The sequence below is a fragment of the Kitasatospora sp. HUAS MG31 genome (assembly GCF_040571325.1).
Classification (GTDB): Bacteria; Actinomycetota; Actinomycetes; order Streptomycetales; family Streptomycetaceae; genus Kitasatospora; species Kitasatospora camelliae.
Genome location: NZ_CP159872.1, coordinates 4,240,966 through 4,267,332 on the forward strand (window position 1 = coordinate 4,240,966; position 26,367 = coordinate 4,267,332).

General features: G+C 74.0%; 26 protein-coding genes. 15 read left to right on the forward strand and 11 right to left on the reverse strand.

The annotated features are described in order from the left end of the window. Positions 1 to 36: 36 nt before the first annotated feature. Positions 37 to 555 carry a hypothetical protein gene (locus ABWK59_RS19265; RefSeq protein WP_354641832.1) on the reverse strand — a complete coding sequence of 173 codons (519 nt, stop codon included), beginning with the start codon at positions 553 to 555 and terminating at the stop codon, positions 37 to 39. 154 nt (positions 556 to 709) lie between these two features. On the opposite strand from ABWK59_RS19265, the gene ABWK59_RS19270 reads away from it, so the two are divergent. From ABWK59_RS19270 to folE, 5 genes are all read left to right on the forward strand, one after another. Further along, complete coding sequence (locus ABWK59_RS19270) at positions 710 to 1,387, forward strand: TetR/AcrR family transcriptional regulator (protein WP_354641833.1); 678 nt, start codon at positions 710 to 712, stop codon at positions 1,385 to 1,387. A 290-nt stretch (positions 1,388 to 1,677) separates the two neighbouring features. Beyond that, positions 1,678 to 2,811, forward strand: a complete 1,134-nt coding sequence (gene tilS, locus ABWK59_RS19275; RefSeq protein WP_354641834.1) for a tRNA lysidine(34) synthetase TilS — start codon at positions 1,678 to 1,680, stop codon at positions 2,809 to 2,811. Between the two features lie 62 nt (positions 2,812 to 2,873). Beyond that, positions 2,874 to 3,428 (forward strand): hypoxanthine phosphoribosyltransferase, encoded by a 555-nt coding sequence (hpt, locus tag ABWK59_RS19280; RefSeq protein ID WP_354641835.1) that lies wholly within the window; start codon positions 2,874 to 2,876, stop codon positions 3,426 to 3,428. Between the two features lie 219 nt (positions 3,429 to 3,647). Then, entirely contained in the window at positions 3,648 to 5,699 is a 2,052-nt protein-coding gene (gene ftsH, locus ABWK59_RS19285; protein ID WP_354641836.1) for an ATP-dependent zinc metalloprotease FtsH, read from the forward strand. A gap of 99 nt (positions 5,700 to 5,798) precedes the next feature. After that, positions 5,799 to 6,404, forward strand: a complete 606-nt coding sequence (folE, locus tag ABWK59_RS19290) for a GTP cyclohydrolase I FolE (RefSeq protein WP_354641837.1) — start codon at positions 5,799 to 5,801, stop codon at positions 6,402 to 6,404. A gap of 22 nt (positions 6,405 to 6,426) precedes the next feature. On the opposite strand, the gene ABWK59_RS19295 is transcribed toward folE, so the two are convergent. Beyond that, a complete protein-coding gene (locus tag ABWK59_RS19295) occupies positions 6,427 to 7,608 on the reverse strand; it encodes an alpha/beta hydrolase (RefSeq protein WP_354641838.1) in 1,182 nt (393 codons plus the stop codon). A gap of 435 nt (positions 7,609 to 8,043) precedes the next feature. On the opposite strand from ABWK59_RS19295, the gene ABWK59_RS19300 reads away from it, so the two are divergent. The 6 genes from ABWK59_RS19300 (at position 8,044) to ABWK59_RS19325 (ending at position 13,339) form a co-directional block, all read left to right on the forward strand. Continuing rightward, entirely contained in the window at positions 8,044 to 9,885 is a 1,842-nt protein-coding gene (locus tag ABWK59_RS19300) for a phosphatidylglycerol lysyltransferase domain-containing protein (protein ID WP_354641839.1), read from the forward strand. A gap of 108 nt (positions 9,886 to 9,993) precedes the next feature. After that, entirely contained in the window at positions 9,994 to 10,851 is an 858-nt protein-coding gene (folP, locus tag ABWK59_RS19305; RefSeq protein WP_354641840.1) for a dihydropteroate synthase, read from the forward strand. Positions 10,852 to 10,853: 2 nt separating this feature from the next. Next, positions 10,854 to 11,345, forward strand: coding sequence for a nuclear transport factor 2 family protein (locus ABWK59_RS19310; protein WP_354641841.1), 492 nt, complete (start codon positions 10,854 to 10,856; stop codon positions 11,343 to 11,345). Between the two features lie 241 nt (positions 11,346 to 11,586). Beyond that, positions 11,587 to 11,946, forward strand: a complete 360-nt coding sequence (gene folB, locus ABWK59_RS19315; RefSeq protein ID WP_354645013.1) for a dihydroneopterin aldolase — start codon at positions 11,587 to 11,589, stop codon at positions 11,944 to 11,946. Between the two features lie 106 nt (positions 11,947 to 12,052). Further along, positions 12,053 to 12,652, forward strand: coding sequence for a 2-amino-4-hydroxy-6-hydroxymethyldihydropteridine diphosphokinase (gene folK, locus ABWK59_RS19320; RefSeq protein WP_354641842.1), 600 nt, complete (start codon positions 12,053 to 12,055; stop codon positions 12,650 to 12,652). A gap of 189 nt (positions 12,653 to 12,841) precedes the next feature. After that, on the forward strand, positions 12,842 to 13,339 hold the full coding sequence (locus ABWK59_RS19325; protein WP_354641843.1) for a DUF3180 domain-containing protein: 498 nt from the start codon (positions 12,842 to 12,844) through the stop codon (positions 13,337 to 13,339). A gap of 36 nt (positions 13,340 to 13,375) precedes the next feature. Here ABWK59_RS19325 and ABWK59_RS19330 read toward each other — a convergent pair whose 3' ends face one another. Together ABWK59_RS19330 and ABWK59_RS19335 are read right to left on the reverse strand one after the other, a co-directional pair. Further along, a complete protein-coding gene (locus ABWK59_RS19330) occupies positions 13,376 to 14,944 on the reverse strand; it encodes an alpha/beta hydrolase (protein ID WP_354641844.1) in 1,569 nt (522 codons plus the stop codon). Between the two features lie 3 nt (positions 14,945 to 14,947). Next, entirely contained in the window at positions 14,948 to 15,250 is a 303-nt protein-coding gene (locus ABWK59_RS19335) for a type VII secretion target (protein WP_354641845.1), read from the reverse strand. A gap of 181 nt (positions 15,251 to 15,431) precedes the next feature. Here ABWK59_RS19335 and ABWK59_RS19340 point away from each other — a divergent pair, with 181 nt between their 5' ends. Further along, a complete protein-coding gene (locus tag ABWK59_RS19340) occupies positions 15,432 to 16,589 on the forward strand; it encodes a hypothetical protein (protein ID WP_354641847.1) in 1,158 nt (385 codons plus the stop codon). 76 nt (positions 16,590 to 16,665) lie between these two features. On the opposite strand, the gene ABWK59_RS19345 is transcribed toward ABWK59_RS19340, so the two are convergent. Both ABWK59_RS19345 and ABWK59_RS19350 read right to left on the reverse strand, forming a co-directional pair. Next, positions 16,666 to 17,241: a TerD family protein gene (locus tag ABWK59_RS19345; protein WP_354641848.1), complete on the reverse strand. Its 576-nt coding sequence runs from the start codon at positions 17,239 to 17,241 to the stop codon at positions 16,666 to 16,668. Positions 17,242 to 17,348: 107 nt separating this feature from the next. Then, complete coding sequence (locus tag ABWK59_RS19350; protein WP_354641849.1) at positions 17,349 to 17,837, reverse strand: hypothetical protein; 489 nt, start codon at positions 17,835 to 17,837, stop codon at positions 17,349 to 17,351. Between the two features lie 133 nt (positions 17,838 to 17,970). Here ABWK59_RS19350 and arfB point away from each other — a divergent pair, with 133 nt between their 5' ends. After that, positions 17,971 to 18,402, forward strand: coding sequence for an alternative ribosome rescue aminoacyl-tRNA hydrolase ArfB (gene arfB / locus ABWK59_RS19355; RefSeq protein WP_354641850.1), 432 nt, complete (start codon positions 17,971 to 17,973; stop codon positions 18,400 to 18,402). Between the two features lie 48 nt (positions 18,403 to 18,450). On the opposite strand, the gene ABWK59_RS19360 is transcribed toward arfB, so the two are convergent. Beyond that, the gene (locus ABWK59_RS19360; protein WP_354641851.1) at positions 18,451 to 18,981 is read right to left on the reverse strand and encodes a flavin reductase family protein; all 531 of its coding nucleotides are present in this window, start codon (positions 18,979 to 18,981) and stop codon (positions 18,451 to 18,453) included. Between the two features lie 356 nt (positions 18,982 to 19,337). Between ABWK59_RS19360 and ABWK59_RS19365 the strand changes: the two genes are divergently transcribed. Together ABWK59_RS19365 and ABWK59_RS19370 are read left to right on the forward strand one after the other, a co-directional pair. Next, positions 19,338 to 21,152: a diguanylate cyclase domain-containing protein gene (locus ABWK59_RS19365; protein WP_354641852.1), complete on the forward strand. Its 1,815-nt coding sequence runs from the start codon at positions 19,338 to 19,340 to the stop codon at positions 21,150 to 21,152. A gap of 84 nt (positions 21,153 to 21,236) precedes the next feature. Next, positions 21,237 to 22,139, forward strand: coding sequence for a hypothetical protein (locus tag ABWK59_RS19370; RefSeq protein WP_354641853.1), 903 nt, complete (start codon positions 21,237 to 21,239; stop codon positions 22,137 to 22,139). A gap of 3 nt (positions 22,140 to 22,142) precedes the next feature. Here ABWK59_RS19370 and ABWK59_RS19375 read toward each other — a convergent pair whose 3' ends face one another. The 4 genes from ABWK59_RS19375 to ABWK59_RS19390 all read right to left on the reverse strand — a co-directional run bounded on the left by ABWK59_RS19375 (position 22,143) and on the right by ABWK59_RS19390 (position 26,315). Further along, on the reverse strand, positions 22,143 to 22,997 hold the full coding sequence (locus tag ABWK59_RS19375; protein WP_354641854.1) for a class II fructose-bisphosphate aldolase: 855 nt from the start codon (positions 22,995 to 22,997) through the stop codon (positions 22,143 to 22,145). 70 nt (positions 22,998 to 23,067) lie between these two features. Then, positions 23,068 to 24,267 (reverse strand): N-acetylglucosamine-6-phosphate deacetylase, encoded by a 1,200-nt coding sequence (nagA, locus tag ABWK59_RS19380; RefSeq protein WP_354641855.1) that lies wholly within the window; start codon positions 24,265 to 24,267, stop codon positions 23,068 to 23,070. After that, on the reverse strand, positions 24,264 to 25,196 hold the full coding sequence (locus ABWK59_RS19385) for an ROK family protein (protein ID WP_354641856.1): 933 nt from the start codon (positions 25,194 to 25,196) through the stop codon (positions 24,264 to 24,266). The genes nagA and ABWK59_RS19385 overlap by 4 nt, the downstream gene beginning before the upstream one ends. Positions 25,197 to 25,391: 195 nt before the next feature. Then, on the reverse strand, positions 25,392 to 26,315 hold the full coding sequence (locus ABWK59_RS19390) for an SIS domain-containing protein (protein ID WP_354641857.1): 924 nt from the start codon (positions 26,313 to 26,315) through the stop codon (positions 25,392 to 25,394). Between the last annotated feature and the right edge of the window lie 52 nt (positions 26,316 to 26,367).

A 26,367-nucleotide genomic window follows, 5' to 3' on the forward strand; every position in this document is an offset into this window, starting at 1 on the left:
GGCGCGGGGCGGACCGGAGGGCGGACCGCAGGCGGGTCAGGCGGCGGCGAGGGCGACCAGGGCGAGGGCCGAGGCGCCGAACACCACCGTGTGCCGGGCGTTCTGCAGGGTCCGCACCCAGCGGGGGAAGGCGTGCTCGGCGGCCCGGAGCAGCGGGGCGACCTCGATCCGGGCCAGCTCCGGGTCGTCCTTGCGGCGGAAGGCGGCCTGCACGGAGGACACGGCGGTCAGGTTGCTGTAGAGGATCAGTCCGTTGACGGCCAGGACCAGGCTCTGGACGATCCAGGTGGCGGTGGTGGCGATGCCCGCCTGGGTGAGGTTGAGCACCGCGCTCGCGGTGATCACGGCCGCGATGCCGACCGGCGCCCAGGTCTCGTGGCCGCCCGCGTCGAAGCGCATCCCGTTCTCGCTGAGCGCCGTGGTCCGGACGCCCTGGCGGCGCAGTTCGGCCTCGGCGGCCGCGGCGGCCAGGGCCCCGTAGCGGTCACGGACGACCGGGATGCTGACGAAGGCGGCTGCGACGAGTAGCTGCAGGACGGCGATCAGCGCGTTCATGGTGGCGGGTCCCCCGGCGATTCGGTTTGTTGAACTAAGTGCAAGTTCAATCTAGGACCCACTTGAACTAAGTGCAAGAGACTGCTTGAACTTTGTGCAGGAGCCTTGGTGCAGGAGCGCCGTCGCCACCCGGCGCGGGCCCTAGGGTGGGCCCATGCCGCGCGAGACCCTCACCAAGGACCAGATCGTCACCACCGCCGTCGAGCTCCTCGACGACGAGGGCCTGGAAGGCCTGAACATGCGCAGCCTGGGCAAGCGCCTGGGAGCCGCGGCCACCGCGGTCTACTGGCACGTCAAGAACAAGGACGACCTCGTGGTGCTGGCCGGCGACCGGGTCTGGGACGAGATCGCGCTGCCCGACCTCGACGCGGTGGACTGGCGGACCGCCGCCGCCGCGATGGCCGGCGGGCTGCACGCCATGTTCGCCCGGCACCCCTGGCTGGTGCAGGCCCTCGGCTCCCACCTCTTCTACGGCCCCGGCAAGGCCCGCCACGACGACCACAGCCTCGCGGTCTACGAGCGGGCCGGCTTCACCGGCCCCGACGCGGACCGCGCCGCCGCCACGGTCTTCACCTTCGTGCTCGGCAACGCGCTCGCCGGGGCGGCCACCGCCTCCCTGGTCCGCCGCCTCGGCCGGGACGGCGCCGACCCCGGGGAGCGGATGGCGGCCACCCTCAGGAGCGCCGCCGAGGTCGCCGCCGGCTTCCCCCGGCTCCGCGCCCGGCTGGACAGCCCGGCCGCCGCCGACTACAACGCCACCCCGGAGCGGACCTTCGAGCGCGGCCTGGACACCCTGCTGGACGGCCTCCAGGCGGAGCTGGCCCGGCGCTGAGCCCGCCACCGAGCCCGGCGCTGAGCCCGCCACCGGGCCTGCCGGTGAGGCCCCGCCGGCCCCGCCGGTGCGGGCGGGCGGGGGGGTGAGGTTTCCGTACAGCATGGGTGCAGACGTCCATGCGGCGGTTGGTTGAACGTTTCTTCATTCACCCGTACGTGGGACCGTTGTCGTACCGGTGGCGCGCGTGGCGTAGCCGGTGGCCGGATTCTGCGACCATCTGTGAGCGCCTGGTGACCGACAGCTGACAGGCGGCCCCGTCACATCCCTCCGTCAAGGAGTGCACCCCCATGGGCCCTCACCCCGCCGTCGCGGCGATACGTCTCGCCGTCCGCCGTACCCTCGCCGAACTCGCCGCCGAGGCCGGCGTCGTGACCGGAGCGCCCGTCCGCGCCCGGCACGTCCCGCCGCCGCAGGCGCCGGTGCTGGCCGCCGCCGGCACCACCCTGATCGGCAACGCCCACCGGCACCCCTCCGGCCTGCCGCGCACCCCCGCGGCGCCGGGCTCCCCGCTCGTCCTGGTCGCGGTCAGCGGCGGCGCCGACTCGATGGCGCTGGCCACCGCGACCGCCTTCGAGGCGCCCAAGCTGGGCCTGCGGGTCGGTGCGGTGACGGTGGACCACGGGCTGCAGCCCGGTTCCGCCGAGCGCGCCGAAGCGGTGGTCGGCCGGCTGCGCGAGCTCGGGCTGGACCCGGTCGAGGCGATCGGCGTGCGGGTCGGCCGGGAGGGCGGGCCGGAGAACGCGGCCCGGGACGCCCGGTACGCCGCCCTGGACGAGGCGGCCGAGCGCCACGGCGCGCTGGCCGTGCTGCTCGGCCACACCCGCGACGACCAGGCCGAGACCGTGCTGCTCGGCCTCGCCCGCGGCTCCGGCGCCCGGTCGCTGGCCGGCATGCCCGCCCAGAAGGGCCGCTACCGCCGTCCGCTGCTGGAACTCGACCGCGCCGCCACCCGCCAGGCCTGCTCGGCCCAGTCCATCCCGATCTGGGACGACCCGCACAACTCCGACCCCGCCTACACCCGCTCCCGGGTCCGCCACGAGGTGCTGCCGGTACTGGAGAAGCACCTCGGCGGCGGCGTGGTCGAGGCCCTGGCCCGGACCGCCCGGCTCTTCCGCGACGACGCCGACGCGCTCGACCAGTGGGCCGCCCTCGCCGAGCGCGACCTGCGGACCGGCGAGGGCTCCCTGGACGTCGCCAAGCTCGCCGAACTGCCCCCCGCCGTCCGCCGCCGGGTGCTCCGCCGGGCCGCGCTGCGCGCGGGCTCCCCGGGCGGCGACCTCTTCGCCCGGCACCTGGAGGCGATCGACCTCCTGGTCACCGGCTGGCGCGGCCAGGGCCCGCTGCACCTACCCGGGGGGGTCGAAGCCGTCCGAAGGTGTGGCACGCTGGTCTTTCGGCGCCAGGGCGACCACCGGGCTTAGAGCCGCGAGGTCGGCCGGCCGCCGCCGACACAGGACCCCGAACGTTTGAGGACGTATCCCCGGTGGATCAGAACGACATGGGCGCTGACCTCGCGAAGGTGCTCATCAGCAAGGACGAGATCGACGCCAAGCTGCTGGAGCTGGCCGAGCGGATCGACCAGGACTACGCCGGGCGGGATCTGCTGATCGTCGGCGTGCTCAAGGGCGCCGTCATGGTCATGGCCGACCTCGCCCGTGCGCTGCACTCGCAGGTCACCATGGACTGGATGGCCGTCTCCTCGTACGGCATGGGCACCAAGTCCTCCGGTGTGGTGCGGATCCTCAAGGACCTCGACACCGACATCGCCGGCCGGGACGTCCTGATCGTCGAGGACATCATCGACTCCGGCCTGACCCTGTCCTGGCTGCTGGGCAACCTCGGCTCCCGCGGCCCGGCCTCGCTGGAGGTCTGCACCCTGCTGCGCAAGCCGGACGCCGCCAAGGTCGAGATCGACGTCAAGTACGTCGGATTCGACATTCCCAACGAGTTCGTGGTCGGCTACGGCCTCGACTACGCCGAGAAGCTGCGCAACCTGCCGTTCATCGGTACCCTCGCGCCGCACGTCTACGGCGGCTGAAGCCGTCCGGGCGGCGGGTGGGAACAGCACGCTGTTCCCACCCGTTGTGCCGAGGTAGGAAAATACGCCGTGCCGTCGCGCTCCCGCCATCACCGGGGCGCGCTGCGGTACGGTCCAATTAACCGCTCTTCTCATGAGCAACATCCGGATGCGCCGAGGCCCAGGGCCGTACAGCGCCGTTGAGTGGCAGGAGGGACGGGGCGGCAACGCCCCGCATGGATGGACGTCAAGCGATACTTCCGTGCGCCGATCATGTGGATCGTGCTGGCCGTCCTCGCCGTCATCGTGTTGATGCAGGTGGTCTCGGACTCGAGCGGCTACAAGACGGCGGACACCGGTCAGGTGATCGCGGCGATCAACGCGAACCAGGTCAAGGCCGCGAAGCTCACCACCGGTGACTCGAACCTCATCAAGATCGAGCTGAAGGACGGCCAGACGCTGCCGACCAACGGCTCCGAGAAGGCGCCCAAGGGCACCAAGTTCCAAGCCTCCTACGTCTCCGACTCGCAGGCCGCCAGCATTTCCAGCACCCTGCAGGACGAGTTCAAGAACGGCCAGCTGCCGAACGGCTACACCGTGAGCCCCGAGCGGCAGTCCACCTTCGTCAGCCTGCTGCTGTCGATGCTGCCGATCGTCATCATCGTCCTGGTCTTCCTCTTCCTGATGAACCAGATGCAGGGCGGCGGCTCCCGGGTCATGCAGTTCGGCAAGTCCAAGGCCAAGCTGCTCACCAAGGACACCCCGAAGACCACCTTCGCGGACGTGGCCGGTGCGGACGAGGCGGTCGAGGAGCTCCAGGAGATCAAGGAGTTCCTGCAGGAGCCCTCGAAGTTCCAGGCCGTCGGCGCCAAGATCCCCAAGGGCGTGCTGCTCTACGGCCCGCCCGGCACCGGCAAGACCCTGCTGGCGCGCGCCGTCGCGGGCGAGGCCGGCGTGCCGTTCTACTCGATCTCCGGTTCCGACTTCGTCGAGATGTTCGTCGGTGTCGGTGCCTCCCGGGTCCGCGACCTGTTCGAGCAGGCCAAGGCGAACGCCCCGGCGATCATCTTCGTCGACGAGATCGACGCCGTCGGCCGGCACCGCGGCGCGGGCCTCGGCGGCGGCCACGACGAGCGCGAGCAGACCCTCAACCAGCTGCTGGTCGAGATGGACGGCTTCGACGTCAAGGGCGGCGTCATCCTGATCGCCGCCACCAACCGCCCCGACATCCTGGACCCGGCGCTGCTGCGCCCCGGCCGCTTCGACCGGCAGATCGCCGTCGACCGCCCGGACCTCCAGGGCCGCGTGGACATCCTCAAGGTCCACCAGAAGGGCAAGCCGATCGCGCCCGACGTCGACCTCTCGGCCGTCGCCAAGCGCACCCCCGGCTTCACCGGCGCCGACCTGTCGAACGTCCTCAACGAGGCCGCCCTGCTGACGGCCCGCTCGGACAAGAAGCTGATCGACAACGGCGTGCTGGACGAGGCGATCGACCGCGTGGTCGCCGGTCCGCAGAAGCGCAGCCGGATCATGTCCGACAAGGAGAAGAAGATCACCGCGTACCACGAGGGCGGACACGCCCTGGTCGCGGCGGCCTGCAACTACTCCGACCCGGTGCACAAGATCACCATCCTGTCCCGCGGCCGCGCCCTGGGCTACACGATGGTCCTGCCGGACGAGGACAAGTACTCGACCACCCGCAACGAGATGCTCGACCAGCTCGCCTACATGCTGGGCGGCCGGGCGGCGGAGGAGCTGGTCTTCCACGACCCGACCACCGGCGCCTCGAACGACATCGAGAAGGCCACCGCCACCGCGCGGGCCATGGTCACCCAGTACGGCATGAGCGAGCGCCTCGGCGCGATCAAGTTCGGCTCCTCCGACTCCGAGCCCTTCCTGGGCCGCGAGATGGCCCACCAGCGCGACTACTCCGAGGAGATCGCCGGGCTGGTGGACGAGGAGGTCAAGAAGCTCATCGAGACCGCGCACAACGAGGCCTGGGAGATCCTGGTCGAGAACCGCGACGTGCTCGACAACCTCGTGCTGGAGCTGCTGGAGAAGGAGACGCTGAACAAGGAGCAGATCGCCGAGATCTTCGCTCCGGTGATCAAGCGTCCGCACCGTCCGGCCTGGACGGGTTCGGCCCGCCGCACCCCGTCCACCCGCCCGCCGGTCCAGTCGCCCAAGGAGCTGGCGCTCACCAACGGCGTCATCACCAGCACCGCCCAGGAGGGCCCGGTCGACGTGGTGAAGCTGCCGCCGGCCACCGGTGACAGCCCCGCCGAGAGCTGATCCGCAGGACGGAATGGATGCCGCGTTTCCAGGGTTTGTACCCTGGAGGCGCGGCATTCGTGCTGCAGGCCCAGTCCGTACGACAGCAGCGAGGTACGCATGATCGACCCGGTGACCCTCGAGGGTGAGTCCCCCATCGGGCACTTCGACCAGAAGCGTGCCGAGAACGCCGTGCGCGAGCTGCTGATCGCCGTCGGGGAGGACCCGGACCGCGAGGGCCTCCTGGAGACGCCGGCCCGTGTCGCCCGCGCGTACAAGGAGATATTCGCCGGGCTCTGGCAGGAGCCGGAGGACGTCCTCACCACCACCTTCGACCTCGGCCACGACGAGATGGTGCTGGTCAAGGACATCGAGGTGTTCTCCACCTGCGAGCACCACCTGGTGCCGTTCCAGGGCGTGGCGCACGTCGGGTACATCCCGTCCACCAGCGGCAAGATCACCGGCCTGTCCAAGCTGGCCCGCCTGGTCGACGTGTACGCCCGCCGCCCGCAGGTGCAGGAGCGGCTCACCAGCCAGGTCGCCGACTCGCTGATGCGGATCCTGGAGCCGCGCGGCGCCATCGTGGTCATCGAGTGCGAGCACATGTGCATGTCGATGCGCGGCATCCGCAAGCCCGGCGCCAAGACGCTCACCTCCGCCGTCCGCGGCCAGCTCCGCGACCCCGCCACCCGCGCCGAGGCGATGAGCCTCATCATCGGGCGCTGAGCACCCCGGCGGCCGGCCCCGGTCAGCCCCGCGGCTCCCGGTCCTGGGGGACGGCGAGGCGGTCGCTGAGCCACTCCAGCGTGGCGGGCAGCTCGCTGCGCCAGGTCTCGAAGCTGTGCCCGCCGTCCGGCAGGAGGAGCGAGTCCACCGTGAACTCCGGGTGGGCGGCGGCCACCTCCCGGGCGGCGGCCAGGAACTGCTCGGTCGCCGGGTAGTCGTCCTCGGTCCGGGTGGAGACCAGCAGCAGCGCCGTCCTCGGCGCGGGCAGGTTCTTCAGCCGCCAGAGCAGGTCGGACTGCTGGGCGGCCGCCGTGTCCCCGTGGAACAGGTCGCCGTCCGTCCAGCGGTCGTTCGGCACCTGGTACTCGGCGTGCAGCCCGGCCGCGGTCGGCAGGGCGTCCGGGTTCCGCATCGCCAGCCGCAGCGCGCAGTTGCCGCCGGTCGAGTAGCCCAGCACCCCCCAGGAGGCCGCCGAGCGGCTGACCCGGTACGCCGAGCGGATCGCCGCCGGCAGGTCCCTGGCGAACCAGGTCTCGGTCCGCGGGCCGCCGGACACGTCCACGCACTCGGTGTTGCGCGGCGGCGCCACGGTGGGCCGGGCCATCACGATCACGGTCGGCGCCATCCGGCCCTCGCGCTGGAGCTGCGAGGCGGTCAGCGGCACCCGCAGCCCCTCCACCAGGTGCAGGGATGGTCCCGGGTAGCCGCCGATGGCCAGCAGCACCGGGAACCGTTCGCGCGCGTACCGCGGGATGAAGTACTCCGGCGGCAGGTAGACGAACACCTGGTCGGCCAGGCCGGACTCGGTGCCGGTGACGTGGACCGACTCCACCTTCCCCACCTCCTCGGGCGGCCCCTGCGGCAGCAGGTCCCGGACGGTCTCCAGCCCGCCCTCCGCGGTCGCCTGCACCAGCCGGCCGGCGTCCCCCGAGCCGCCGCCCGGCGGCGGCGCGGCCAGCGCCAGCGCCGTCCCGCCCGGGTGCAGCAGGTCGTTCCAGGAGGTGTAGAACCCGTACGCGTTGTTGACCGACAGCCCGAGCGAGGCGGTCACCGCGACCTGGACCACCGTCAGCAGCGCCAGCCGGACGAGCACCGGGAGCGGGCGCTGGCGGGCCAGGCGCGGCCACAGCCACAGGGTGGCCGCGAGCCCCAGGAGGGCCATCGCGATCAGCGAGTACAGCAGCGCATCGCCGGTCAGTTCCATCGCCGCCGTCCTCCTCGGGCCGCCCTCGCGCGGGCGTTCATCCTCCGGCCGCCCGCAGGCACCGGCCACCGGGGCTGGGCCGATCGGCCCCCTGCCGGCCGGCGGGCCGCCTGTGTGCCCCACGCAACCGAAGCCCTAGAATGCGGCGTCCACCGTGTGTGATGCGTCCGCGACCGCTGCGTCGCGGGGCGCGGCCGCGTCGGACCCAAGCCACTGCCGCACCCGCCGCTCCAGCCGTCCGGTCGTCCCGCCGGGCGAGTGGGCCGGGCGGCTCCACCTGTCCCCGTTTCCGACGGCGGGAGGTGTCCTCTTGACCTTCGGGAGGCACTTCCTTGACGTGCGGATTGCCTGCCCAAGGAATAGTCATGAAGGTCCATCACAGCTCCTCCTCCGGAGTGACAGGACGAGCCTCCGCAGCCTCTACGCTGAGCTTCCATGAGCGTTCCCGTGTCCGTTGAGCCGTCCGCCGAGCAGCCCCGTCGCCGGGGTCTGCAGACGCTCCGTACCCAAGCCGCCGCCGTCCCGCGGGCCTGGCTCCCCGGAGCCGTCGGCTATGCCTGCCTGCTGATCGGACTGATCGACATCGCCTGCGCGGTGTTCCCCCGGCTGCGCTACACCCGGGTGCACCTGTGGGCCGGTCAGCTGCCCGGCGGCACCACCTCGCTGGCCGCCGCCGGCACGCTGATGGTCGGCGTGCTGCTGGTCCTGCTGGCACACGCCCTCCGCCGCCGCAAGCGCCGCGCCTGGCGCGCCGTCTGCGTCCTGCTGCCGATCGGCGCCACGCTGCACCTGCTGCGCTGGCACCAGTTCGGCCAGGCCGCCATCTCCCTGGTGCTGCTGGCCGTGATGCTGGTGCACCGCCGCGAGTTCTACGCCAAGGCCGACCCGCGGACCCGCTGGCGCGCGCTCGCCAACCTGGTCGTCCTCGGCACCCTCAGCGTCCTGCTCGGCCTGCTGATCGTCAGCGCCCGGTTCAAGGCCGAGGTCGGCGACCCGAGCCTGTTCCAGCGTCTGGAGCACGTGGTCTACGGACTGTTCGGCTTCGAAGGACCCATCGGCTACGGCAACGACCGGGTCTCCTGGTTCGTCGCCTACTCGCTCGGCGCCCTCGGCCTGGTCACCGCCTCCACCACCGCCTACCTCGCGCTCCGCCCGGAGAAGCCCGAGCCGGAGCTCACCCCCGAGGACGAGGTGAAGGTCCGCGAGCTGCTCCAGCGCCACGGCCAGCGCGACTCGCTCGGCTACTTCGCGCTCCGCCGCGACAAGAGCGTGCTGTTCTCGCCCTCCGGCAAGGCCGCGATCTCCTACCGCGTGGTCTCCGGCGTGATGCTCGCCTCCGGCGACCCGGTCGGCGACTACGAGGCCTGGCCCGGCGCCATCAAGGTCTTCATGGCCGAGGCCCGCGCCCACGCCTGGGTGCCCGCCGTCATGGGCTGCAGCGAGCTCGGCGGCGAGATCTGGACCCGCGAGGCGGACCTGGACGCCCTGGAGCTCGGCGACGAGGCCATCGTCGACACCTCCGTCTTCTCGCTCTCCGGCCGGGCGATGCGCAACGTCCGCCAGATGGTCAAGCGGATCGAACGCAATGGCTATTCGTGCAAGGTCCGCCGGGTCTCCGAGCTGACCCTGGAGGAGAAGCGACAGGTCGCCGACGCCGCCGCCCGCTGGCGCGGCACCGACACCGAGCGCGGCTTCTCGATGGCCCTCGGCCGCTTCGGCGACGCCGCCGACGACGACTGCGTGGTCGTCACCGCGCACAAGGCCCCCGAGGAGGGCGAGCCCGAGGGCCCGCCCGGCAGCGACCTCAAGGCCGTGCTGCACTTCGTGCCCTGGGGCCCGGACGGCATCTCCCTGGAGCTGATGCGCCGCGACCGCGAGGCCGACCCCGGCCTCAACGAGCTGCTCATCGTCGCCGCCCTCCAGCAGGTCTCGGCCCTCGGCGTGAAGCGGGTCTCGCTGAACTTCGCGATGTTCCGCTCCGCCCTCGCCCGCGGCGAGCGGATCGGCGCGGGACCGGTGCTGCGCGCCTGGCGCGGTCTGCTGGTGTTCCTCTCCCGCTGGTTCCAGATCGAGTCGCTCTACAAGTTCAACGCCAAGTTCCAGCCCGAGTGGGAGCCGCGGTTCCTGGTCTACCCGCAGACCCGCGACCTCCCGCGGATCGGCTTCGCCGCGATGCAGGCGGAGGCGTTCATCACGCTCGGCATGCCGCGCTTCGGACGCAAGCGCCAGCGGCAGGGGCTGATGCCGGAGACGGTGACGGTGGACAAGGCCGCGTAGCCGGTCGGAACGGACACCGGAAACGGACGGGTCCGAACAGGAGAACGCCGGAGGGGCGCGGGCGACCGCGCCCCTCCGGCGTTCCGGGACGCGGTCGATAATGGCCGCATGAACAACCCGCTGCCCGGACTCCCGGCCCTGGACCGCTGCGCCGTGATGGGCGTGGTCAACGTGACCCCCGACTCGTTCTCCGACGGCGGGCTGTGGCTGGACCCCGCCGCGGCCGTCCGGCACGGGCTCGACCTGGTGGCCAAGGGGGCGGACCTGGTGGACGTCGGCGGCGAGTCCACCCGCCCCGGCGCCCAGCGGGTCACCGAGGAGGAGGAGATCCGCCGGGTCCTCCCGGTGGTCCGCGAGCTGGCCGCCGCCGGCGTGGTCGTCTCCGTGGACACCATGCGGGCGAGCGTCGCCGAGCAGGCCGTCGCCGCCGGCGCCCGGCTGATCAACGACGTCTCCGGCGGCCTCGCCGACCCCGCCATGGCCGAGGTGGTCGCCGCCACCGGCGCCCCCTTCGTGGTGATGCACTGGCGCGGTCAGTCCGCCGACATGGACAGCCTGGCCGTCTACCGGGACGTGGTCGCCGACGTCGTCGCCGAACTCGCCGCCCGGACGGGCGCGCTGCTCGCCGCCGGCGTCAAGGAGGAACAGCTGATCCTGGACCCCGGCCTCGGCTTCGCCAAGACCAGCGAGCACAACTGGGCCCTGCTCGGCCGCCTCGACGCCCTCACCGCCCTCGGCCGGCCGGTCCTGGTCGCGGCATCCCGCAAGCGCTTCCTGGGTACGCTGCTCGCCAACCCGGAAACCGGGGAGCCGAGGCCCGCACGGCAGCGCGACGACGCCACCGCCGCGGTCTCGGTGCTCTCGGCCCGGGCCGGCGCCTGGGCCGTCCGGGTGCACGACGTCGCCGGCACGGCCGACGCCGTACGGGTCGTCGCGGCCTGGCAGCGGGCCGCACAGAGGGGGTAGGCGTGGCAGAAGCGGCGAACGGCAACAACGGCGCGGCCGCCCTGGAGCTCGACCGCGAGGCCGTCCTGGCGGCCAACCGGGCGCTCTACGAGGCGTTGGAGAACGGCGACCTGGAGGCCGTCGAGGCGATCTGGCTCGGCGCCGCCGACGCCGACGACAAGCACGGCGTGGTCTGCGTCCACCCCGGCTGGCCGGTCCTCCGCGGCCGCGCCCAGGTCACCCGGTCGTACATGCTGATCATGGCGAACACCGAGTACATCCAGTTCTTCCTGACCGACGTCGAGGTCGAGGTCCAGGGCGATGTGGCCCTTGTCACCTGCACCGAGAACATCCTCTCCGGCGGCGAGCCGGAGACCGAGGGCGAGCTCGGCCCGCTGGTCGGCGGCAAGGTCGTCTCGACCAACGTCTTCCGTCGCACCGAGGACGGCTGGCACCTCTGGTCCCACCACGGCTCACCCGTCCTGACCAGCGGAGACGACGAGGACGAGGAGTAGGCCCCGGACTGCTCCCAGCACCCGCCGGGCCACCTGGGCACGGACGCCGCCGGGTGGCCGCCACGACGGCACGAAACGTTCACGTCAAGTGCCGAAACGGCGCGCGTGGCGGCCCTCCGGGCCGGGTAGGCGGTCTGGCGTTGTCCTTCCCCGCGGGTAGATTCGTGGGGCAGCGGGCGACGGGGCCCGCCACCGCCCTGCCCCGAGCAGGGACGTCATCCTGGGAGCAGTGATTCGTTTGCTGGACCGCGTCACCCTGCGGGGCCTGCGTGCCCGCGGCCACCACGGCGTCTTCGAGCGCGAGCGCATCGAGGGGCAGACCTTCGTGGTCGACCTCGTGCTGTTCCTCGACACCCGCCCCGCCGCAGCAGGTGACGACCTCACCCTCACCGCGCACTACGGGATCATCGCCGAGGAGGTCACCGCGGTCATCGCCGGCGACCCGGTCGACCTGATCGAGACCCTCGCCCAGCGCATCGCCGACCAGTGCCTCAAGCACGAGGTGGTCCAGGAGGTCGAGGTCACCGTGCACAAGCCGGACGCCCCGATCACCGTCCCGTTCGACGACGTCACCATCACCATCCACCGGGGCCGCGCCTGACCCGCGCACCGGGCGCGACCCGCGTACCGCGCCTGACCCGCGTACCGCGCCGGCCCCACCGACCGCAGCCCGCCGCAGTGCCCGCGGCCCGAACAGAGGGAACCCGATGAGCACCAGCGACCCGACCGCCTCGCCGACCACCTTCGACCTGGAGCGCCGGGTGGACAAGGCCGACTCGACCCTGCACCAGCCCCGCCACGCCGTCATCGCCCTCGGCAGCAACCTCGGCAACCGCCTGGAGACCCTCCAGGGCGCCGTGGACGCACTGGAGGACACCCCCGGCGTCCGGATCCTGGCCGTCTCCGCCGTCTACGAGACCGACGCCGTCGGCGGCCCGGCCGACCAGCCCAGCTACTTCAACGCCGTCGCCGTGCTGCGCACCACCCTGCCGCCCGTCGACCTGCTGGACCGCGCCAACGCCGTCGAGGACGCCTTCGGGCGGGTCCGCGAGGTCCGCTGGGGCCCGCGCACCCTCGACGTCGACATCCTCGCCTACGAGGGCGTCACCAGCGACGACCCGCACCTGCTGCTGCCGCACCCGCGCGCCCACGAGCGCGCCTTCGTCCTCGCCCCCTGGCTGGACGCCGACCCGGCCGCCGAGGTCCCCGGCCAGGGCACCGCGGCGGACCTGCTGAACGGGCTCGGCGGCGCCGCCGCCCAGGGCGTCCGCCGCCGCGACGACCTCCGGCTCTGCCTGCCGGAGTGACCGCCCGGGCGGCGGCCCCACCGGACCGGCCCCGGTCGGTCCGCGGAACCGGGCCGGGAACTTCCGTGCGGCCGCGCCCGTAGCTCAGAGGTGGCGGGTCCGGCCGGTACGGTGGCCTGGCGCCGCCGCCCCTGCGACGGTCCGTCAGAATCAGCCGCCGTCGTGTTCGTCGGGAAGGACCTCGTCCGCGTGAAGCCGCTCCGTCTCCGCCTGCTGCTCGTCATCGTCCTGGTGGCGGGGGTGCTCTCCTGGGCCGGCGCCAGGATGTGGGACTCGCTCGGGTCGCTGCCCGGAGTGCCGTCGTTCGCACCGCTCGCCCTCGCGGCGATCGCCGTGGTGCTGTTCGCGGTCGCGATCACGCTGCGGTCGCGGCTCAAGGCCGTCCGCGAGCGCGAGCCCGACGCCAAGGGCGTCGACCCGCTGGCGGCCGCGCGGGCCCTGGTCCTCGGGCAGGCGAGCGCCCTGGTGTCCTCGGTGGTGACCGGGATCTACGCCGGCGTGGGGGTGTTCCTGCTCGGCGAACTGGACATCGCGGCACGGAAGTCGCAGGCGATCACGGCGGGACTGGCGGTGCTGGCGGGAGCCGCGGTGATCGCGGCCGGGCTGTGGATCCAGCACATCTGCCGCCTCCCGGAGGACCACGACCACCCGCACGGACCCAGCGGGACGGCGCCCTCGGCGCGCTGAGTCGGCAGGTCGACACCCCCCGGGGGCGCGGCCGCCTCAGCCCGGCCGTGTGACGGCATCCGGGTGGCCGGAGACGACGCGGGCGATGTTGGCGAGGGACTCGGAGCCCTCGTCGAAGTACGCGGAGTGACTGTCGAATGCGTGGGACGGCTCGCCCGGGGCGACCTGGAAGCGCCGGGCGCCGAAGGCGTCACCCGCCGGGTCGCGGCCGAACCAGAGGTCGTCCGGCGCCAGCACCCGGGCCGCCACCCCCACCGGACCGGCGGCCAGCAGCCCGCCCGCCGCCTCCCCTCGCGCGGGCACCCGCCCCACCGGATCGCAGCCGGCCGCCCCCACGTACACGTGCTCCGCCCCCACCCCGAGCTGCTCCGCCCGGTCCGACCCCACCCCCGGGCTCCCCACCAGCACCACCTCGTCCGCCAGCGGCCCGCCCGGCCGCGCGGCGGCCGTCCCCACCACCAGCGACCCGTAGCTGTGCCCGAGCGCCGTGACGTGGGCCGGCGCCGCCCCCGGCGGGCGGGCCGCCCGCAGGCCGTCCAGGAAGCGCCGGTAGGAGACGGCGCCCTCGCGGGCCCGGGCGTCCCCGGCGACGTGCACCGAACCCGGGCGCAGCCCCTCGTTCGGCGGCGCGTCGTAGCCCAGCCAGACCAGGCCGGCGGCCGTCCGCCCCCCGCCCTGCCGCTCGGCGGCGGCCCGGACCCGCTGCGCCCGGTCGCCGTCCCCGTGGCCCACGCAGGCCAGCTCGGTGCCGAAACCCGGCACGTACACCGCGACGTCGTCCGCCCGGTCCGGGTCGCCGAAGGAGAGGACGGCCCGGCCCTGGCCCGCCGAGTCCAGGGCGAGCAGCAGGACGTCCGGACCCTCGGCGGCCAGCCGGCCGCGGATGGCGAGCAGGCCCTCGCCGACCCGCGGGGAGAGCCGGTCGGGGTGGGCGAGCAGCCGGTCGAGGAGGATCCGGTTGGCCCGGTCGCGGTCGCGGGCGGGCAGGCCGTCGAGGCGGCCGATCAGCTCGGGGCGGCTCAGGACGAGGGCGTCCCGGGCGTCCGGGCCCAGCCCGGCCCACCAGGCGGCGAGACGCTCGGGTGGGCTGTCCGGCGGCGGGAGCGTGCCGTCGAGCAGGCTGCCCAGCCCGTCCGTCGGGTCGGCCAGCCGGTACGCGCCGAGGGCGGCGTGGCCGACCCGCAGGGCGTCCGGGTCGCGCGCGGAGGCGGCGAGCCGGGCGAGCCGGTCGGCGGTGGCCCGGTCGGCGTGCTCGGCCTCGGCGAGCACCCGCGCGAGTGACGTGCCGTCAGTGTCCGTACCGTCGACGGGGTGATCGCGGCCGCGGGACTGGACGAGCCCGAACGCCTCGGCCGCCTCCCGCAGCACGTCCCGGACCAGGACCAGCTCCATCCAGGCGGCCTGCAGCCGGCCGCCCGCCCGGTGCACCGCGGCGCCGGCGAGGTCGGCGGCCCGGCCCTGCCAGCCGGAGGCGTCCAGCCGGGCGACGGTGTCCCGGGCCCAGTCGTCGTGCCGGGCCTCGACGGCGTCGACCAGGCGCTGATAGGCCTCGGCGGCCTCCGCCAGCGCGGCGGGTCGGGCGGCGAGCAGGGCGGCGTGGTCCACGGGTCAGCCCGCCGATCGCAGCGTGTGGTGGGCCTCGTCCTCGGCCTCCCGGTAGTTGGCGGCCGTCCGGTCCAGGTCGGCGCCCAGGCCGTCGAGCTCCTCGACCAGCCGCAGCAGCAGCACCCGCCACGCCTCCGCGCAGTCGTGCAGCGCCGCCGCGGTGCGCCAGCCGGGGAGGGCGGCCACGGCGGCGTCGCCCGGACCGGCCACCGCTGCGGCGTCCGCGCGGAGCCGCTCGGCGGTGGACCGGGCATGCTGCCCGGCATCGGCCAACCCGGTGGGGTGGACACGGAATCCGGCGGTCACGGCGCCTCGCTCTCCACAGTGCCCGCCCTGCGGGCGGGACCGGCCGCAGGGGGCGGCCGGGTGTCGGGTATCGTAACGATTCGCAACCGGGCGAACACTCCGAGTGTTTTCGACGGACTGTCAAGAGCTGAATGAGTGGCGAGGCTGACAGCGCGCCAATTCGCACGCTAGTTTCTTTGGCATGTCTCGTGGACGCCACCGCCATTCCTCCGTCCTCAGCCGGTCCGGCCCCCCGCTCGCGACCGGTGTGCTCGTCCTGGGGGCGGTGGCCGCCCTGGTGGTCAGTCCCGACCCCGTGGTGGCCCAATCGGTGGGCGTGGCGGCCGTGATCGCGGCGGTCGGCCTCGGCCTGCTGCTGCGTCAGCGCGACCGGCTGGCCCGCGAGGCGGCCCAGGCCGCGGTGGTCCGGCGGATGCGCGACGAGGAGCGCTTCGAGGAGCAGCTGGCCGAGGCCGAGTACGCCGCCGAGGTGGCCGAGGAGCGGGCGACCCGCTTCGGCCGGCGGCTGACGGCGGAGAAGTCCCGGCTGGCGAAGGCGGAGACCGAGATCGCCCGGCTGCTGCGCGAACGCGCGGTGATGGTGGCCGAGCAGGCGATGAAGGAGGCCGAGGCGAGCCGGCGGGCCCAGGAGGCGGCCCGGCCCAAGCACCCGGTGACCACGGCGGCGTACGTCCGGGCCGCGGCCGCGCTGCGGCACGTCGAGCGGCGGGCCGCGATCGCCGAGGCGCAGCGCGCCGCCGCCCGCCGGGCCGAACTGCCCGCCGCACCCGCGGCGCCGGCCAGGGAGACCGGCCTGGTACCGCTGCGCCCGGCCGCCGAGGCCGTGGGCACGGCGCGTTCCGAGCGTCCCGAGTTCTCCGAGCGTCCCGAGTTCTCCGAGCGCCCGGCCCCGGCCGGGCGGCCCGAGGTGGCCGCCGCGCCGGTGCGCCCGGCGCTCGCCGGCCCGTCCGAGACGAGCGGTTCCGCCTCCACCGCGCTGGTCCGCAGCGCCCGTCCGCGCCCGCAGGGTGCCGGGGCCGGGCGCGGGGCCGGGTTCAGCTTCTTCGGCCGCCCGGGTGCCGCCCGGACGGCGCTGCGGGCAGCCGCGCCCGCCCCCGCGGTCGGGGACCTGGCGGACGTCGTCGGGGACGAGGCGATCGCCGCCAGCGCCCGCTACGCGGCGCCGGAGGCCGAGGCGGCCCCGGAGGAACGCCCGGACGGGACGGCCGAGGCCCGGGCCGAGGAGACCCCGGCCCACCAGCGTCCGGAGCCCGCCGAGGAGCCCGAGGTGGTCGACCTGACCCCGCACGAGGAGACCGAGCTGCTGGAGCTCCCCGAGCTCCGCGCCGGACGCTCCTGACCCTGCCGGAAACGGGCGATGCCCCCGGAGCCACGGGCTCCGGGGGCATCGTGCGTCAGGTCGGGGACCCGAGGGGTCAGACGTTGACGCCGAAGTCCTGGGCGATGCCCACCAGGCCGGAGGCGTAGCCCTGGCCGATGGCGCGGAACTTCCACTCGGCGCCGCTGCGGTACAGCTCGCCGAAGATCATGGCCGTCTCGGTGGCCGCGTCCTCGGAGAGGTCGTAGCGGGCGATCTCGGCGCCGCCGCTGGCGTTGAGCACGCGGATGTACGCGTTGCGGACCTGGCCGAAGCTCTGGCCGCGCGAGGTGGCGTCGTAGATCGACACCGGGAAGGTGATCCGGGTGACGTCGGCCGGCAGGCCGGCCAGGTTGACGTTGATCTGCTCGTCGTCGCCGGCGCCCTCGCCGGTGCGGTTGTCGCCGGTGTGCACCACGGTGCTGTCCGGGGTGCTGGTGTTGTTGAAGAAGACGAAGTGACGGTCGGAGTACACCTTGCCGTCGTTGTTCAGGACGATCGCGCTGGCGTCGAGGTCGAACTCGGCGCCGGTGGTGGTGCGGACGTCCCAGCCGAGGCCGACGGTGACCGCGGTCAGGCCGGGGGCCTCCTTGGTCAGCGAGACGTTGCCACCCTTGGAGAGGCTCACTGGCATGGTGTGTGGTGTCCCTTCGGTCGCTTTTGCCGGAAGAACGCGGACCGGCCGCTCCATGGTTCCACCAAGCCGCTGAGTTCTTTCACGAACCGTCGGCACGGCGCGTCTCAGACCCGGGGAAAACGTCCCTGGACGGTCCAGATGTTCGGATTGTCGGCCAGGCCCTCGTGCATGTCGAACAGATCTGCCAGGACGTCCTGGAGGAAGTCCCGGGCCTCCCGCCGCAGGTCCGCGTGGCGGACGACCAGCGGCTCGGAGTTCCGCCGCCAGGTCGCGCTGATCTCGACCCAGCCGAAGCGGCGGGCGAACCGCAGCAGCTCGGTGTTCTGGGTGAAGTCCAGGTCGGCGGTCCGCACGGTGGCGGCGCGGCTGCCCCGGGGGTCATCGTCCAGCTGCTCGACGATGTCGCACACCGCCCACGCGAAGTCCAGCACCGGCACCCACTCCCAGCCGGTGGCCAGCTCGTGGCCGTCCACGTCCAGGAACACGTCGCCGCAGAAGAGGTCGTGGCGGAGGGTGCGGACGGGGGCGGTGCGGTAGTCGGTCTGCGGGGGGTCGGGAAAGCGGTTGGAGAGGGAGTAGCCGAGCTCGATCACCGGGCCATTCTCTCAGTCCACGGGCGGCTGGTTCGGGCGCGGGGAACCGCGCGAATCGGAGGCTTTGCGGGTGGCCCGATCGCGCCGGTTAATCCCGTGGATCCGGACGGGGTGCGGGCGGGATGATGGGGGTATGCCCGAGCCCATTCGCGTCCGGGGATCGGTGGTCGTTCCGGACGCCGAACTCGTGTGGCGTTTCTCCCGTTCCTCCGGCCCCGGTGGCCAGCACGTCAACACGTCGGACACCCAGGTCGAACTCCGTTACGACCTCGCCGCGTCCGACGCCCTCCCGCCGGTCTGGAAGGAGCGCGCCCTGGAGCGGCTCGCCCACCGGCTGGTGGACGGCGCGGTGCTGGTGGTCCGCGCCTCCGAGCACCGTTCGCAGTGGCGCAACCGCGAGGTGGCCGCGGCCCGGCTGGCGTCGCTGCTGGGCGAGGCCACCGCGCCGCCGCCCAAGGCGCGCCGGGCGACCAAGCCCACCCGCGGGATGATCGAGCGGAGGCTGGAGACCAAGCGGCACCGCTCGCAGCTCAAACAGGGTCGCGGCCGGCTCCGACCGGAGTGACGTTCCTCCCGGAGTGACGTTCCTCCAGCCGGCGCGGGCGGCCCGGCCTCAGCCCAACTGGCGGTAGCCGCCGCGGAAGTAAAGCAGCGGCCGGCCGGCCGGGCCGGGCACCGTCGCCTCCAGCACCCGGCCGATCACCAGGGTGTGGTCACCCGCCGCGACCCGCTGCTCGGTACGGCACTCGACGGTGGCCAGCGCCCCCTCGATGAGCGGCGCGCCGGTCTGCGGGCCGCGCCGGTGCGGGGCGTCGGCGAACAGCAGCCGGTCGCTGAGCCGGCCCTTCATGGCGAACCGCGAGGCGAGCGCGCGGTGGTCCTCGGCGAGCAGCGAGACGGCCCAGGTCTCGGCCCGGGTCAGCACCTCGTCCATCCGGGAGTCCTCCCGGACCGACACCAGGACCAGGGGTGGCTCCAGCGACACCGAGAGGAACGAGGTCGCGGTCATGCCGACGTCCTCGCCGTCCTCGGGGTCGTGGGAGGTCACCAGGGTGACGCCGGAGGCGAGCTGGGAGAGCGCGGCCCGGAACTCGTCGGGTGTCGCCGTCGGAGCGGCCGCGGGCTGTGGGGAGCTGCTGTACACGTACCGCACGGTAGTCGCCACCGGGTGGTGGCGGTATCGGGCCCTGGTCGTAGGACCAGGGGTTCGGGGAGTGGCCTGACTCACTCTCAGGGGTGATGGCAGGGGGCCTGCCGGCCGTCCAGGGGCTTGAGTCGAGGGGCCGGAAAGCCGACCACCAGGTGGTCCGCTGTCAGGGAATGTCCCGGTTTCCGATATCTCACGAGGATATGAAGAGACCGGGATTGTGTGATTTGAGTCACAGTGGCAGGCTATTGCTGACCGAGCGTGCCTATCGCAGTGCTCCCTGTGATTCAGTTCTTCTGGCAATCGGACGATAACCATTCAAGAACTATCCGAAGCAGCCGGGGAGCCCCCGCATGGAAGCCGAGTCGGAGCCCTACGTCCGCCTCGCGACCCTCCGCACCTTGCACCGGGTCGTGGCGGACCTCAACGCTGCCCGGAGCCTGGCCGGCACCCTGCAGGCCGTGGTGGAGGGCGCCGTCCACGGGCTCGGCTTCGACGCGGCCGCGGTCAGCCTGGTCCGCCCCGACGGCGACCTGGTGGTGGCCGCCGTCTGGGAGATCGAGGAGAGTGCCTTCGGCGGCCCGGCCGTGCTGCTCGGCCAGGTCGGCTCCCGGGAGTCCTGGGAACGGATGCTCAGCGTCAGCGACCACTGGGGCACCCTGCGCTTCCTCCCGCACGACCGCGGCTGGGCGATCGGCACCGACGTCCCGACCTGGACCGGCGACGGCCCGCTGCCCGTGTACGCCAACGACTGGCACCCCGCCGACATCCTGCTCGCCCCGATGTACAGCGCCGGCGGCGACCTCCTCGGCGTGCTCTCGGTGGACCGCCCGCGCAGCGGCAAGCGCCCCGGCGCCTGGACCCGCGAGGCCCTGGAGATGTTCTCCCTCCAGGCCTCCATCGCCATCGGCAACGCCCGGCTGCGCGCCGAGATGCAACGGGCGCTGGCCCGCCTGGAGAAGGAGCAGCAGGCGCTGCGGGCCAGCGAGGAGAGCTTCCGCCAGGCCTTCGAGTACGCCCCGAGCGGCATGGCCATCACCGAGCTGCACGGCGACGCGATGGGCCAGCTGACCCGGGTGAACGACGCGCTGTGCCGGCTGCTCGGCCGCCCCCGGGCCACCCTCCGCCAGCAGCGCTTCGCCGACCTGGTCCACCCGGACGACCTGGAGCTCCTCCAGCGCACCAGCGCCGAGGGCGGCCGCGCCGAACTGCGGCTCTCCCGCCGGGACGGCGGCTACCAGTGGGTCTGTCTGCGCAACTCCGTGGTCGCCGACGCCGCCGAGGGCCCGAGCTTCCTGCTCACCCACGTCGAGGACATCGAGGACCGCAAGCGCCACGAGCTCCAGCTCGCCCACCGGGCCAGCCACGACGCGCTCACCGGCCTGCCCAACGGCGCCGAGCTGCGCGCCCGGCTGGCCCGCCGGCTGTGCAACCTCCCGCAGCCGGTGCCCGGCGCCGCCCACGGCCCCGCCGCCTACGCCGGCCAGGGGATGCCCGCCTACGCCGGCCAGAGCACCTCCTACAGCGCCCACAGCGCCTTCGACGGTCTCGGGGCCCCGACCACCGCGGACCACGGCTACGGCGCCCCCGACGAGGCCCTGGAGCGCGACCGCGAGGCCTTCGCGGCCGGCCAGGTGCTGCGCTACAGCGGCTCCGACCCGGGCCACGTGCACGCCGCCGTCCCCACCGAGCCGGGCGCGGAGCTCTGGGCCGGCCCGCGCCCCGGAGGGGCGCCCGCGCCCGACAAGGGGCTCGCGGTGCTCTTCTGCGACCTGGACGGCTTCAAGTCCGTCAACGACCGGTTCGGCCACAACGCCGGCGACGCCGTCCTGATCGAGGTCGCCCGCCGCCTCCAGCAGGCCGTCCGGGAGGGCGACACGGTCGCCCGGATGGGCGGCGACGAGTTCGTGGTGCTGGCCGACGGGATCGGCCGCGAGGAGGCCAAGGACCTGGCCGGACGGCTGCGCAACGCGATCATCCCGCCGATGCGGATCGACAACCGGGCGATGCGGGTCGGCGTCAGCCTCGGCATCGGCTGGGCCGGCTGCGGGATGGGCATCGACGAGGTGTTGCGCGCGGCCGACGAGCGCATGTACGACGAGAAGCGGGCCCGTGGAGGAGCGGTGAGGGGAGCGCGCGGAGAGCGTTCACACCGCCGGGCCGGCTGACCCCCGTGGTCACCGGCTTTTTCCGCCGTCGCCCGCGGCAGGTAGGGTGCCCTGGGTACAGCGTCCATCCCTGGGGAGTTGACCGTGACGACGGCCGGCAGCAACGGCGCGCCCGAGGGCGCGGGCGACGACGACCCCTTTGCCTACCTCTACCGGCCGGCCGAGGGCGAGGCGGCGCCGACGCAGCAGCGCAGCCCGTACAGCCGCCCGATGGAGGTCGGCCGCGCCCAGTACGGCCAGCGGCCCGCACCGGCCGCGCCGACGTACCCGCAGCAGCAGCCCGGCCAGGCGCCGCCGGCGGCCGTCCCGCAGCAGACCCGGTACGCCGAGCGGTCGCGCCCGCAGCCGGGCGAGGACCGGCCGAGCGGCGGGCGCGGCAAGGCCGCGGTGATCGGTGCGGTGGCCGTGGTGGCCGCCGTGGCGATCGGCGCCGGCATCGCGCTCTCCGGCCAGGACAAGGGTGACAAGACCACGGGCTCCGGCGGCCAGACCGCCAGTGCCCCGGCATCCCCGGGCGCCTCGGCCTCCCCGGGCGGCTCGGCCTCGGCCAGCGCGCCCACCCTGTCCTCGGGCGTGACGGACGCGACCAAGCTGCAGGCGCAGAACGCGCCCTCGGGCAACACCGTCAAGGGCGCCGTCTCCGCGGACGGCAGCTACCTGACCCTGCAGGCGGGGTCGACGGTGACCTGGACCGTCACCGTGCCCACCGCCGGCCCGTACAACCTCCACCTGCACTTCAACAACGCCGGTGGCGACGTGCCCGCGACGGTCACCGTCAACGGGCAGCCGCACCCCGGCGGATGGGTGTTGAAGAACTACAGCAAGGGCAGCGCTGACCCGGCCAAGTCCTGGTTCAAGAGCTGGATAACGCCTCAGCTGCAGGCCGGGCCCAACACGGTGGTGCTGACGGTCCCGTCCGGTCCGATCCTGGTGGACCAGGTGGCTCTGACGGACGGCAGTACCACCACCTACCCCGGCGCGTCCTGAGTCTCAGCCGCCGCTGACCACCCGGGCCAGGTGGGCGACGGTCTCCGCCGCCCCGGCGCGGGCCGGGGTCAGGTAGCGGCGGGGGTCGGTGACGGCGGGGTCCTGGGCCAGGTGCCGGCGGACGGCCGCGGTGAAGGCGAGGTTGAGCGCCGTGCCGATGTTGACCTTCACCATGCCGGCCGCCACCGCGGCGGCCAGCGCCTCGTCCGGGACGCCCGAACTCCCGTGCAGCACCAGGGGGACGGGCACCGCCGCGGCGAGCCGGCGGATCAGGTCCAGGTCCAGCTCGGCGGTCCGGGTGGTCATCGCGTGCGAACTGCCGACCGCCACCGCCAGCGCGTCCACCCCGGTGTCGGCCACGTAGCCGGCGGCCTCCGCGGGGTCGGTCCGGGCGCCGGGGGCGTGCGCGGACAGCGGCGGCTCGCCGTCCTTGCCGCCCACCCGGCCCAACTCCGCCTCCAGGTGCAGGCCGTGACGGTGCGCCCAGGCGGCCGCCTCGGCGGTGGCCTTGACGTTCTCGGCGGGGGGTAGGGCGGAGGCGTCGTACATCGCGGAGGAGAACCCGGCGGCCGGCGCCTCGCGCAGCAGGTCGAACTCCTCGACGTGGTCCAGGTGCAGCGAGAGCGGTACCCGGCAGGCCGCGGCCAGTTCGGCGCAGGCGCGGGCGATCGGCAGCACCCGGCCGCCGTGGAAGGCCACGGCGTTCTGGCTGAGTTGCAGCACGGCCGGGGTGCCGGCCAGTTCGGCGCCGGCGGCGATCGCCTCGGCGTGCTCCAGGGTGATGACGTTGAAGGCGGGCAGGCCGCAGCCGCGCGAGGCGGCGTCGGCGAGCAGCTCGGAGGTACGGGCGAGAGGCATGGGTGTCCCCCAGGAGGTGAGTAGCGGGGCGCAGGGTTCCGCTGCTCACCCCCCGGTGGGACGGGGAGGCTCAGGCCGCGTGGGCCTTGGTGAGGCGGTCCGCGCCGACGATCCACTCGCCGCGGCGCATCACCGCGACGAGGTCGAAGGTGTCGGAGTCGAGCACGACGAGGTCGGCGTTCTTGCCTGCCTCCAGGGAGCCGGTGGTGTCCGCCAGGCCGAGCAGCCGGGCGGGGACGGTGGACAGGGACTGCACGGCCTGGTTGAGCGACAGGCCGTTGACCGTGACGGACCGCTTGAAGGCGACGTCCAGGGTGAGCGTGGAGCCGGCGATGGAGCCGCCCTCGACCAGGCGGGCCACCCCGTTCTCCACCCGGACCTGCAGCGGGCCGAGCGGGTACAGCCCGTCGCCCATGCCGGCCGCGCCCATGGCGTCGGTGATCAGCGCGACCCGCTCGGCGCCGGCGGAGCCGTACGCCAGGTCGAGCACCGAGGGGTGCAGGTGGACGCCGTCGTTGATGAGTTCGACGGTGACCCGCTCGTCCTCCAGCAGGGCGACGATCGGCCCGGGGGCGCGGTGCTGGATGCCCGGCATCGCGTTGAACAGGTGGGTGGCGACGGTGGCGCCGGCCTCGACCGCCTCCAGGGTCCGGCCGTAGTCGGCGTCGGTGTGGCCGACGGCCGCGATCACGCCCAGGTCGGCCAGCATCCGGACGGACTCCAGGCCGCCCGGCAGCTCGGGGGCGAGGGTGACCATCCTGGCGTGGCCGCGGGCCGCGTCCACCAGCTTGCGGACCAGTGCCGGGTCGGGGTCGCGCAGCAGGTCCGGGCGGTGGGCGCCGCACCGGTGGTGCGAGATGAACGGGCCCTCGAAGTGGATGCCGGCCAGCACCCCGTCCTCGACCAGTTCGGAGAGCACCGCCGCCTGTCGGCAGATCTCGTCGATCTCGCCGGTGACGGTGGAGGCCACCGTCGTGGTGGTGCCGTGCTCCAGGTGCGTCCGGGCGGCCTTGAGGGCCTCCTCGGCCACCCCGGAGGCGTACGAGGCGCCGCCGCCGCCGTGGACGTGCAGGTCGACGAAGCCCGGCACCACGGTGCGCCCGGCCAGGTCCAGGTCGCCGGGGGCGCTCGCGCCGCCCAGGGCAACGATCCGCGAGCCCTCGACGACCAGCCGGCCGTCCTCGACGACGCCGCCCGGCAGTACCAGCCGGGCGCCGCCGAGCGCGATGCCGCGCGGCACAGCCGCCGATCCGTTCCGCGCGGTGGTCACGCGGTCACCTCCTTGGAGAGCAGGTCCCAGGCGAGCAGCCCGGCGCCCAGGGAAGCCGCGGTGTCTTTGAGCATGGCCGGTACGACCTCCGGGGGCATCTGGAAGGTCAGGCGCTCGCTCACCGCGGCACGCAGGGGTGTGAAGAGCGTGTCGCCGGCTTCCGCCAGGCCGCCGCCGACGATCACCGTCGACGGGTCGAGCAGGCTCTGGGCCAGCACGATCCCGTCGGCGAGGGCGTCCACCGCGCGTCCCCAGACCTCGGCCGCCCGCGGGTCGCCGGCGTCGACCGCCTCGGCGCAGGCCGCGGCGTCGGCGAGCGGGTCGCCGCTCGCCTCGGCCCAGGCCCGGGAGACCGCGGAGGCCGAGGCCAGGGTCTCCAGACAGCCGCGGGCACCGCAGCCGCAGGCCGGTCCGCCGGGGCGGACCACCACATGGCCGATCTCCCCGCCGTAGCCGTGGGCGCCCGCCTCGATCCGTCCGCCGATGCCGATGGCGCCGGCGATGCCGGTGCCCAGCGCGATGAACAGGAAGCGGTCCACGCCGCGGCCCGCCCCGATCCGGCCCTCGGCCAGCCCGCCGGAGCGGACGTCGTGGCCGAGCGCGACCGGGATGCCGTCGAGCCGCTCGCCGAGCAGCTTGCGCATCGGCAGGTCCCGCCAACCGAGGTTGGCGGAGAACACCGCGATCCCGTTCCTCTCGTCGATCGTCCCCGGCACGGCCACGCCGGCGGCGAGGGGCGCGCCGCCGAAGCGGGCGCGGCCCTCCTCCGCCAGGTCGGCGGCGAAGTCGAGGATGGTGGCGACGACGGCGTCCGTGCCGTGCTCCCGCCCGGTCGGGCGGCGTGCTTCGAACAGCACGGAGCCGTCCTGGGCGACGAGCGCGGCCTTCATGCCGGTGCCGCCTACATCGAGTGCGATGACGTGCTTCACGGGGGACAGTTTCCCTTGGCCGGTCGGAGAGGTCTAGTCCAGTTGCTTGATTGGTCTGGTCCAAAGGAGTGAGCTGTGTCGCGCCGGGGGCGCGGACGGGGCATTTGTGCGCCTTGGGCAACCCTCCTTGTCCGGAAAGTCGGAGGCCGGGGGCCCGGCGGGCCCGGGGTTCGTGCGGTCGCGGCGCCGGGCGGGTCAGTGCTCCAGGACGATCGAGCGGGTCAGGTGGCGGGGGGCGTCCGGATCCAGCCCGCGGGCGGCGGCCAGGGCCACGGCCAGCTTCTGCACCCGGACCAGGTCGGCCAGCGGATCGATCCCGTCCGTCCCCGAGCCGTCCAGCAGCAGCGCGCCGACCGAGGACACCTCCCCGGCCAGGCCGGCCGGCAGCCCGCCGAGCGCCCACACGGCGCGGCCCGGGGCGGCGATGCTGATCGGCCCGTGCCGGTACTCCATCCCCGGGTACGCCTCGGTCCATGCCAGCGCGGCCTCGCGCATCTTCAGCCCGGCCTCCAGGGCCAGGCCGTTGGTCCAGCCGGTGCCGAGGAAGGTGAACTGCTCGCAGGCGGTCAGCTCCTCCGGGACCGACCAGGCGACCGCCGCCTCGGCGTCCCGGGCCGCCCGGGCGATCGGGCGCACGCCGGCCGGCAGCGCGCCCTCGGACTCCAGGTGTGCCCGCAGCAGGGCCAGCGCGGTGGTGGCGAACCGGGTCTGCACCACCGACCGCTCGTCGGCGAAGGCCAGCTCCACCAGCTGTTCGGCCGCCGCCGCGACCGGCTGCGAGGCGTCCGCGGTGAGCGCCGTGCTGGGCGCCTTGAGGCGGCCGAGCAGCTCCAGCACCTCGGTGGTGGTGCCGGACCGGGTGATCGCCAGGACGCGGTCGTACCGCCGGCCCTCCGGGCACTCGGAGGCGGCGAAGGCGTCCGTCTCGCCATGGCCGCCCGACTCGCGCAGCGCCGCGTACGCCTGCGCCATGAACCACGAGGTGCCGCAGCCGACCACCGCCACCCGCTCGCCGCGGCGCGGCAGGGCGCCGACCGACTCGGCCGCCAGGGCGGCGGCCGTCCGCCAGTCGTCGGGCTGGGTGGCGAGCTCCTCGCCCGTCAGGGAGGTCTGAGGCATGGGTGTGGACTCCTTGGGTCATCCCTGCTGCGTGAACCTGATTGATTTATAG

Coding starts and splice junctions, on each gene's coding strand:
- ABWK59_RS19270 (WP_354641833.1), top strand. CDS start 710: ATGCCGCGCGAGACCCTCACCAAGGACCAGATCGTCACCACCGCCGTC.
- ABWK59_RS19300 (WP_354641839.1), top strand. CDS start 8,044: ATGAGCGTTCCCGTGTCCGTTGAGCCGTCCGCCGAGCAGCCCCGTCGC.
- ABWK59_RS19375 (WP_354641854.1), bottom strand. CDS start 22,997: ATGCCTCTCGCCCGTACCTCCGAGCTGCTCGCCGACGCCGCCTCGCGC.
- ftsH (WP_354641836.1), top strand. CDS start 3,648: ATGGACGTCAAGCGATACTTCCGTGCGCCGATCATGTGGATCGTGCTG.
- folE (WP_354641837.1), top strand. CDS start 5,799: ATGATCGACCCGGTGACCCTCGAGGGTGAGTCCCCCATCGGGCACTTC.
- ABWK59_RS19345 (WP_354641848.1), bottom strand. CDS start 17,241: ATGCCAGTGAGCCTCTCCAAGGGTGGCAACGTCTCGCTGACCAAGGAG.
- ABWK59_RS19265 (WP_354641832.1), bottom strand. CDS start 555: ATGAACGCGCTGATCGCCGTCCTGCAGCTACTCGTCGCAGCCGCCTTC.
- tilS (WP_354641834.1), top strand. CDS start 1,678: ATGGGCCCTCACCCCGCCGTCGCGGCGATACGTCTCGCCGTCCGCCGT.
- arfB (WP_354641850.1), top strand. CDS start 17,971: ATGCCCGAGCCCATTCGCGTCCGGGGATCGGTGGTCGTTCCGGACGCC.
- folK (WP_354641842.1), top strand. CDS start 12,053: ATGAGCACCAGCGACCCGACCGCCTCGCCGACCACCTTCGACCTGGAG.
- ABWK59_RS19340 (WP_354641847.1), top strand. CDS start 15,432: ATGTCTCGTGGACGCCACCGCCATTCCTCCGTCCTCAGCCGGTCCGGC.
- ABWK59_RS19390 (WP_354641857.1), bottom strand. CDS start 26,315: ATGCCTCAGACCTCCCTGACGGGCGAGGAGCTCGCCACCCAGCCCGAC.
- ABWK59_RS19295 (WP_354641838.1), bottom strand. CDS start 7,608: ATGGAACTGACCGGCGATGCGCTGCTGTACTCGCTGATCGCGATGGCC.
- folP (WP_354641840.1), top strand. CDS start 9,994: ATGAACAACCCGCTGCCCGGACTCCCGGCCCTGGACCGCTGCGCCGTG.
- ABWK59_RS19365 (WP_354641852.1), top strand. CDS start 19,338: ATGGAAGCCGAGTCGGAGCCCTACGTCCGCCTCGCGACCCTCCGCACC.